This window comes from Streptomyces sp. NPDC085460 (assembly GCF_044541975.1).
GTDB lineage: Bacteria > Actinomycetota > Actinomycetes > Streptomycetales > Streptomycetaceae > Streptomyces.
Genome location: NZ_JBITTO010000004.1, coordinates 271704 through 280053, shown reverse-complemented (window position 1 = coordinate 280053; position 8350 = coordinate 271704). Strand labels below are relative to the sequence as shown.

The window sequence follows — 8350 nt, the reverse complement described above, 5'->3', positions numbered from 1 at the left end:
TTGGGGTCTCCCCTGGCCCGCCCCCTCCTATTTGTGGGGGTGGGGTAATCCCCCCCGCGGCGGGCACCCGTGAGGGCCCGGGCCGCCCCCCCGGCCCCCCCCTTCTCGCTTCCCCTCCCGCTCCGCTTCCCCCTCCGCCGGACTCCGTGCGCGCCCCGCGGACACCCGGTCAAGGCTCGTGGCTGTGCGCGGCGACCGCGAAGGTCTGGGCGAGCAGGACCTGCTCCGCCCGTCGCTGGAGCCGGTCCGCCAGGTCGCGCAGCCGCGCCCCCTCGGAGGCGGGGATCGACAGCGCGATCGCCGCCGTCTCCGCGCCGACGGTGATCGGCACGGCGGCGCACGCCGTCCCGAGCGCGTACTCCTGGTGCTCCAGGACGGGGAGCCGTCGCGGCAGGGTGGCGAGCCGCCGCTCGAAGTCGCGGGGCAGCTCGACCGTGTGCGGGGTGAGCGCCGTCACCGGGTGGCGGCGCAGGTGGTCGAGGCGCTGCTCCGGCTCCAGCTGGAGCAGCAGGCTCTGGCCGGCGGCGTGGGCGTGCGCCGTCGCCCGGAAGTCGGCCCACTCCTGGACCGGCGGGCGGGCCGGGTTGTCCGACACGGCGCCGAGCTCGACCTCGCCGTCCCGGTACTGGACGAAGTACACGGCCGCGTCCAGGTCCAGGCTCAGGGTGTTCACCCATGCCTCGATCCGGAGGGCCGGCTCGTGGATCGTGGGGCCGGCGTCCCGGCGCAGCGGCGAGACCAGCGTGTAGACACCGTTGTCGTTGCGGATGAGTCCCTCGTGGACCAGGGTCCGGAGCAGGTGGTACGCCGTCGGCAGCGGCAGCAGCGCCTCGCGGGCCAGCTGCTTGGCGCTGCCCGCGCCTCCGCGCCGCTCCAGCTCGTCCAGCAGCCGTACGGCCCGGCGTACCGACTGGATCAGGGTCGGTGCCGTGCCGCTCTCCCCCTCGCGCAATGCCATGTGCGTCCTTTCCCTGGGCGTGGAGCACTGTGCTCCGGGAACCATGATCGGGCAGTGACGCCCGAATTACATACCGTCAGGTAACCGGGAGTGTCGGAACCGGCACCGCCGCCTCCGCGTGGTGCACTGCGGAAGGACCCACCACCGAAAGGACGTTCGTGCGCCCCCAGAACCCCGGCGCCTCCCGCCGGACCGCCCTCGCCCTCGGTGCCGGCACCGCGCTCACCGCCGCCCTCGGTCTCGCCGGCTCCGGCTCCGCCCACGCCTCGGCCGCCCCCCTCGCGACCCCCGGAGAACGGCGGGCCGCCGCCCGCTTCCGCGCCCTGGAGGAGCGGTACGGCGCCCGGCTCGGCGTCCACGCCCTCGACGTGCGCACCGGCCGCACCCTCGCCCACCGGGACCGCGAACGCTTCCCGATGTGCTCCCTCTTCAAGACCCTGGCCGCCGCCGCCGTCCTGCGCGACCACGACCACGACGGCACGTTCCTCGCCCGCCGCGTCCACTACACCGCCGCGTACGTCGAGCGCTCCGGCTGGTCGCCGCAGACGGGGCTGAAGGAGAACATCGCCGCGGGCATGACCGTCGCCGAACTGTGCGACGCCACCATCCGCTTCAGCGACAACACCGCCGCCAACCTGCTCCTGCGCGAGCTGGGCGGACCCACCGCGATCACCCGCTTCGCCCGTTCCGCCGGCGACCCGGTCACCCGGCTCGACCGCTGGGAGCCCGAGCTGAACTCCGCCGAGCCCTGGCGGGACACCGACACCACCACCCCGCGCGCCATCGCCCGCACCTACGGACGGCTCGTCCTCGGCCGGGTCCTGGACCCCGCCGACCGCGCGCTCCTCACCGACTGGCTGCTCCGCAACACCACCAGCTCCACCCGGTTCCGCAAGGGCCTGCCGGCCGAGTGGACGGTCGCCGACAAGACCGGCGGCGGCGACTACGGCACCAACAACAACGCCGGAGTCGCCTGGCGGCCGGACGGCGGGCCGGTCGTCCTCGCCGTCCTCACCACCCGGACCGACCCGGAGGCCCCCGCCGTGGACGAGCTCGTCGCCGACGCCGCCGCGGTCGTCGCGGAGGAGCTCCGCTAGCGGAGCCCGGTCCCGGGCGCCATGTCGTACGTGATCCACATCGTGCGCGTCGCCACCTGGTCGTACTTGGAGCGGGCGCGGTGGTTGTCGTCGGCCGTGATCCAGCGGACGACGCTCCAGCCGCGCTCCGCGCCGATCTCGCGCAGCGCCGCGAGCAGCCCGTCCGCCGCGCCGGTGCCGCGGCTCGCCGGGTCCACGAACAGGTCGTCGAGCCAGCCGCCGACGGAGGCGGAGAGCGGCCGGGCGAACGGACGGAAGTGCGCGAGCCCGACGAGCCGCCCGTCGGCGTCCTCCGCCACCAGGCCCTCCACCTCGTGCCCCGGGTCGTGGATCCAGGACCAGACGAGCCGCGCGGCCTCCTCGGTCTGCTCGACCTCGTAGAACTCGGCGTACCCGCGGTACAGGGCACGCCACTGGTCGAAGTCCTCCTCCCGGACCGGACGGACCCGGACGGCGGCGGCGTCGGCGACGGACATGAACGCTCACTCTCCTCGTGCACCGCGCCCTGCGGTGCACGAGCAAGTGGATCACGCGGCCCCCGGGGCCGGTGCCGGAGGGAGGCCGTGCGCGCGGGGGCCGGGTGCGAGAGGGACGGGTGCGAGAGGGGCGGACGGCGGCACGCGGGGCGCGCGGGGAGGCGCGGGCGGCGTGGCGCGCCGGCGGTCGGGGCACGCTCCCGGTGCCGGTGCGGAGCCGCCGCTCCGGACGGGCCGGACGGCACGGCCGCGGTCGGCCCGCCGGCCGTACCCCAGGACCGGTCGAGGCCGGACCGCCGTCCGTACCCGAGGACCGGCCGCGGCCGGACCGCCGGCAGTATCCGAGGAACCGAGGTGAGGAACCGCATTGGCGACCGACCGTCACGGCAACACCCTGCACGCCTGCACCCGCGAGGGCGCGGACCATCTGGACCGGGCCGTCGAGGCCCTGCTCTTCTTCCGGCCCGAGGTGACCTCGGCCGTCGAGGACGCCCTCGCGGCGAGCCCCGAGTCGCCCGACGCCCAGGCGTTCGCCGTCTACCTGGGTGTGCTCGGCACCGAGCACACCGGCGCCGCCAAGGCCCGCACCCGCTTCGACGGCTACCTCGCGGGCCGCGACACGAGCGCGCTGCCCGCGCGCGAACGGCTCCACCTGGCCGCCGCCGGCGCCCTGCTCGCCGGCGACCTGCACGGGGCGGCCGGCCTCCTGGAGGAGCTGTCCCTGGCGTACCCGAGGGACGTGCTCGCGCTGTTCGCCGGGCACCAGCTGGACTTCCTCACCGGGGACGCCGTCCGGCTGCGGGACCGGATCGGCGGGGCCCTGTCGGCGTGGGGGAGGGCGGACGAGCACCGGGGGCCGCTGCTCGGCATGTACGCCTTCGGGCTTGAGGAGTCCGGCCATTACGGGCGGGCCGAGGAGACCGGGCTCGCGGCGGTCGAGCGGCATCCCAGGGACGTGTGGGCGGTGCACGCCGTCACCCACACCTACGAGATGCAGGGCAGGGTCGCCGAGGGGGTGGCCTTCCTCGACGCGCGGGCGGACGACTGGACCCGCGGCAACTACCTGACCGTGCACAACTGGTGGCACTACGCCCTGTACGCCCTGGAGGCGGGGGCGGAGGAGACCGCGCTGCGCGTGTACGACGCGGCCGTCCGGCACGAGGAGTCGGCGGGGCTCGCGATGGAACTCCTCGACGCCGCCGCGCTGCTGTGGCGGCTGCGGCTCGCCGGCCGCGAGGAGCCGGAGCGGTGGGCGCGGCTCGCCGACGCCTGGGCCGAGCGGGCCGACCCGCCGTTCTACGCCTTCAACGACGCCCACGCGGTGATGGCCTACGTGGGGGCCGGCCGGCTCGCGGAGGCGGAGGCGCTGGTCGCCGACCGCCGGCGGTGGCTCGCCGAGGGCGCCGCCGACACGGCCCGGCGGACCCTGTCCAACCACGCCATGACGGCGGAGGCCGGACTCCCGGTCTGCGAGGCGCTGGTGGCGCAGGGGCGCGGTGACCACGCGGCCGTGGTCGAGCTGCTGTGGCCGGTACGGCGCAGGATCCAGGTCTTCGGCGGCAGCCACGCGCAGCGGGACGCCGTCCAGCGGACCCTGCTGGAGTCGGCGCTCGCCGCGGGCCACCACGACCGGGCCCGGCTGCTGCTGAGCGAGCGGGACGGGCTGCGCCCGGACAGCCCGTACAACTGGCTGGGCCGGGCCCGCCTGGCCGACGCGATCGGCGACGCGGCCCGGGCCGCGGTGGCGCGGGAGCGGGCGGAGAGTGCCGTGAAGGGGCTGAAGCCGACGGCGCCCGGGCTCGTCCCCGTACCGAACTCCCCGGTCTGACCAGCGGGTTCGGCTCCCGGTCGGGAAACCGGGCGTCCGCCTCCCCCGTTCCCTTCACGGAGGCGGACGCCCGGTGGCGCAACTGACCCGTGCACAGGGGTTGTCAGTGCAATTTCACATTACTATGTTACACCTCGCGTGGTGGACGGCTCCCCGTCAACTTCCGTTCAGGTCCGTCCGATCGGCCGCGCACCCCCGCATCCCCACCCCTCGCAGGAGACCTTGTGTCCCACCACAGAGTCGTGCGCTCCTCCCTCCTCACCACCGCGATAGCCGTGACCCTCCTGGCCTCCGCCGGCCAGGCGGCGCCCCAGGCAGCCGAGGCCCCCGCCGCGAGCGCCGCCACCGCCGTCCCCGGCGCCTTCGCGCCCACGGCCGCCGCCGAGCCGAACCCCTTTGACGAGGTCGAGCGCTTCGCCACCGCCCGGACCGCCGCACCCGCCCCGGCACCGGCGCCCGGAGGCACCGGCGACACCCGGGCCCGCGTCCCCGGCCAGGCGAAGAAGGGCGCGCAGCCCGCCGCCAAGAAGCAGAACGCCCAGGCGGCGCCCGCCGCCACCGCCACGACCGCCGGCGTGCCGTGCACCCTCGACGGCGTCACCGGACTCTCCCCGGCCGCCTTCGCCGACTTCATCGCGGACCCCGCCGTCACCGCCGACGGCTGTCTGGGCGGCCTCATCTGGACCTGGGACGCCCGCCTCGCCCCGGTCATGTCCGACGCCCACGTCCAGGCCGTCGCCCAGCGGATCTCCGGCCTGGCCGCCGCCCACGACGGCCGCAACTCCTCGCACCTGGAAGAGCTGTTCACCTACCTCCACGCGGTCGCCTACCACGACTTCTCGCGCACCGAGATCGACATCACCGACGCCCCGACCGTCGACGCGATCCGCCGCGCCATCGCCGCCTTCGGCTCCGCCGCACGCACCTTCGACGTCACCCCGAGCAACGCCCGCACCCTCCGCGAGGCGCTCTACGCCGGCAGCGCCCCCGGCCTGCGGCAGCACCAGCTGGGGCTCATCACCAAGGTCCTGGCCGCGATGGACCCGGCGCACACCGCCACGCACAAGGACCCGGTCTGGGCCGGTGCCGCGCTCGCCGCCCTCTCCGTCAACTACCTGGGCATCTACTCCGGCAACCAGGACGCGGCCTTCCACGCCGCCGTCGCCGCCGATCCGGCCTACCGGGCCGTGTTCAAGGCGTTCGCCGGATACACCCACCTCAAGGGCACCGCCAACGCCTGGGTCGTCCGCGACGCGCTGAGCGAGTACGGCCGGTTCGGCGAGGTCGCCGGGCTGCGGGACGGGATCGTCGCGGACCTCGGCACCCTGATCGGCCCCGTCGAGTCCGCCTTCGGCTCCGGCAGCCAGCCCTGGGCCAAGATCGTCTCCTGGCTGAACTTCTACGGCGCCTGCGCCCCGTACGGCGTCTGCAAGGCCGACATCGAGGCCCGGATCTTCCCGTACACGTACACCTACGACAACGGCGCCCTCAAGGTCCGCACCGGTCTCGACCGGGCCACCGTCGACCAGCTCTACTACGCGAGCAAGCAGGTCAAGGCGCAGTTCCACCGGGTGGTCGGCAGCGAGCAGCCGCTCGCCGGCGACCCCAACACGACGCTGAACATCGTCCTGTACGGCTCGCGCGCCGACTACGAGAACTACCACCCGGTCCTCACCGGGTACGACACGAACAACGGCGGCATCTACATCGAGAACGGCGCCACCTTCTACACCTACCAGCGGCGCGTCCCGCAGGACTCCTCGCTCACCCTCGAAGAGCTGTTCCGCCACGAGTACGTGCACTACCTCAACGGCCGCTTCGCCGTCCCGGGCTTCTTCGGCCAGGGCCCCTGGTACCAGGGCGACCGCACCACCTTCATGGACGAGGGCACCGCCGAGTTCTTCGACGGCGCCACCCGGGACGACGGCATCGCCGTCCGCAAGTCCCTGGTGCGGGGGGTCATCAACGACACCGCGGCCGGCGGCCCCCGTATGAGCGTCCGGCAGATCCTGCACGCCACCTACGCGGGCGACGGCTTCCGCTTCTACAACTACGCGGGCACCTTCTTCGAGTACCTGTGGACCGAACGCCCCTCGCTCATCCGCGAGATGTACGACCGGCTGCGCGCGAACGACGTCACCGGGTACGACGCCTGGCGCGGGCGGCTGAGCGCCGACACCGGTCTCCAGCAGGGCTACGACCGCTTCCTCGACGCCCAGATCGCCCAGGTCGACCGGCTCTTCGTCCCGAACACCACCTACACCGCCAACGGGTACCTGAAGGACTGGGACGTGGCCGCCGTCCGCTCCGCCTTCGCCGCGGCCACCCAGAACACCCCCGACTGCGCCGAGGCGGGCGAGTACGGCAAGCGCCGCTTCGTCTGCACCGGCCGGATCACCGCCAACCTGGCGGACGCGAACGACCCCGACAAGGTCTTCAAGGACATGTCCGAGACCGTCGACTACTTCATCCTCGACCGGGCGGGCGCCGCCACCAACAACCTGGCCGACATGAACTGTTCCTTCGGTCCGGTGGACATCTGGTCCAATCGGGTCGCGGGCACCTCGGCCTTCCGCTGCGAGGGCCCGCTGCGCAGCTGACGGTCCCTCCGCACGCGCCCGCCGAAGGTTCCGGTGCCCGGGCCCGAAAGGGTCTGGGCACCGCCTGAAGAATGTGACATATTACTGCCGTGCCCAACAGACACTCCCCGGACGTGGTGATCGTCGGAGCCGGCGCCGTCGGCGCCGCCTGCGCCTACTACGCGGCCCGCTCCGGACTCACCGTCGCCGTGGTCGACCGCGGTCCCGTCGCGGGCGGCACCACCGGTGCCGGGGAAGGCAATCTGCTCGTCTCCGACAAGGAGGCGGGCCCCGAGCTCGACCTCGCGCTGCTGTCCACGAGACTCTGGCGCGACCTCTCCGCGACACTCCCGCCGGAGACCGAGTACGAGCCCAAGGGCGGGCTCGTCGTGGCGCCCGACGAGCCCGCCCTCAAGGCCCTCCGCGTCTTCGCGGAGGGCCAGCGGGCGGCCGGCGTCACCGCCGCCGAGATCCCCGCCGACCGGCTCGCCGACCTCGAACCCCACCTCGCCCCCGGCCTCGCCGGCGGCTTCCACTACCCGCAGGACGCCCAGGTCCAGCCCGCCCAGGCCGCCGCCCGGCTGCTCGCCGCCTCCGGCGCCGCGCTCCACCTCGGCGAGGAGGTCACCGGGATCCTCCTCGGCCCGTCCGGCGCCGTCCGGGGCGTGCGCACCGCGCGCCGCGAACTCCTCGCCCCCGCCGTCGTGAACGCCGCCGGCACCTGGGGCGGCGAGCTCGCCCGGATGGCCGGCGTCCACCTCCCCGTCCTGCCCCGCCGCGGCTTCGTCCTCGTCACCGAACCCCTGCCGCGGATCGTCCGGCACAAGGTCTATGCCGCCGACTACATCGCCGACGTGGCGAGCGGCTCCGCCGCGCTCCAGTCCTCGGCCGTCGTCGAGGGCACCCCCGGCGGCCCCGTCCTCATCGGCGCCACCCGCGAACGCGTGGGCTTCGACCGCGGCCTCTCCACCGAGGCCCTGCGCCGGCTCGCCGCCCAGGCCGCCGCGCTCTTCCCGGTCCTCGCCGACGTCCAGGTGCTCCGCGCCTACCACGGCTTCCGCCCCTACCTGCCGGACCACCTCCCGGCGATCGGCGCCGACCCCCGGGTCCCCGGCCTCCACCACGCCTGCGGCCACGAGGGCGCGGGCATCGGCCTCGCCCCCGCCACCGGCGCCCTCCTCGCCGCCGCCCTCACCGGCGCCGCGCCCCCGCTCGACCCGGCACCCTTCCGCCCCGAGCGCGACTTCGGCCCCGCGGACCCCGCCGGTACCGCGGAATCCCGTACCGCGGACACCGGTACCGCAGAATCCCGTACCGCGGACACCGGTACCGCAGAATCCCGTACCGCAGACACCGGCCCCGCAGAAGCCGGCCCCGCAGACCCCGTTCCCCCGCAGGAGCAGCAGAGTTGA

6 protein-coding genes are annotated in these 8350 nt (G+C 74.6%); 4 read left to right on the top strand and 2 right to left on the bottom strand.

The window, feature by feature from the left end; all coding sequences use genetic code 11:
- Window positions 1–169 precede the first annotated feature (169 nt).
- On the bottom strand, window positions 170–958 hold the full coding sequence (locus tag ACIGHB_RS12330) for an IclR family transcriptional regulator C-terminal domain-containing protein (protein ID WP_360322542.1): 789 nt from the start codon (window positions 956–958) through the stop codon (window positions 170–172).
- Between the two features lie 158 nt (window positions 959–1116).
- Between ACIGHB_RS12330 and bla the strand changes: the two genes are divergently transcribed.
- On the top strand, window positions 1117–2055 hold the full coding sequence (gene bla, locus ACIGHB_RS12325) for a class A beta-lactamase (RefSeq protein WP_399912147.1): 939 nt from the start codon (window positions 1117–1119) through the stop codon (window positions 2053–2055).
- On the opposite strand, the gene ACIGHB_RS12320 is transcribed toward bla, so the two are convergent.
- The gene (locus tag ACIGHB_RS12320) at window positions 2052–2531 is read right to left on the bottom strand and encodes a GNAT family N-acetyltransferase (RefSeq protein WP_360322548.1); all 480 of its coding nucleotides are present in this window, start codon (window positions 2529–2531) and stop codon (window positions 2052–2054) included. The genes bla and ACIGHB_RS12320 overlap by 4 nt on opposite strands.
- A gap of 367 nt (window positions 2532–2898) precedes the next feature.
- Between ACIGHB_RS12320 and ACIGHB_RS12315 the strand changes: the two genes are divergently transcribed.
- The 3 genes from ACIGHB_RS12315 to ACIGHB_RS12305 all read left to right on the top strand — a co-directional run bounded on the left by ACIGHB_RS12315 (window position 2899) and on the right by ACIGHB_RS12305 (window position 8350).
- Entirely contained in the window at window positions 2899–4359 is a 1461-nt protein-coding gene (locus tag ACIGHB_RS12315; RefSeq protein ID WP_360321436.1) for a tetratricopeptide repeat protein, read from the top strand.
- 224 nt (window positions 4360–4583) lie between these two features.
- Window positions 4584–6959, top strand: coding sequence for a collagenase (locus ACIGHB_RS12310; protein ID WP_399912142.1), 2376 nt, complete (start codon window positions 4584–4586; stop codon window positions 6957–6959).
- An 89-nt stretch (window positions 6960–7048) separates the two neighbouring features.
- Entirely contained in the window at window positions 7049–8350 is a 1302-nt protein-coding gene (locus ACIGHB_RS12305; RefSeq protein WP_399912139.1) for an NAD(P)/FAD-dependent oxidoreductase, read from the top strand.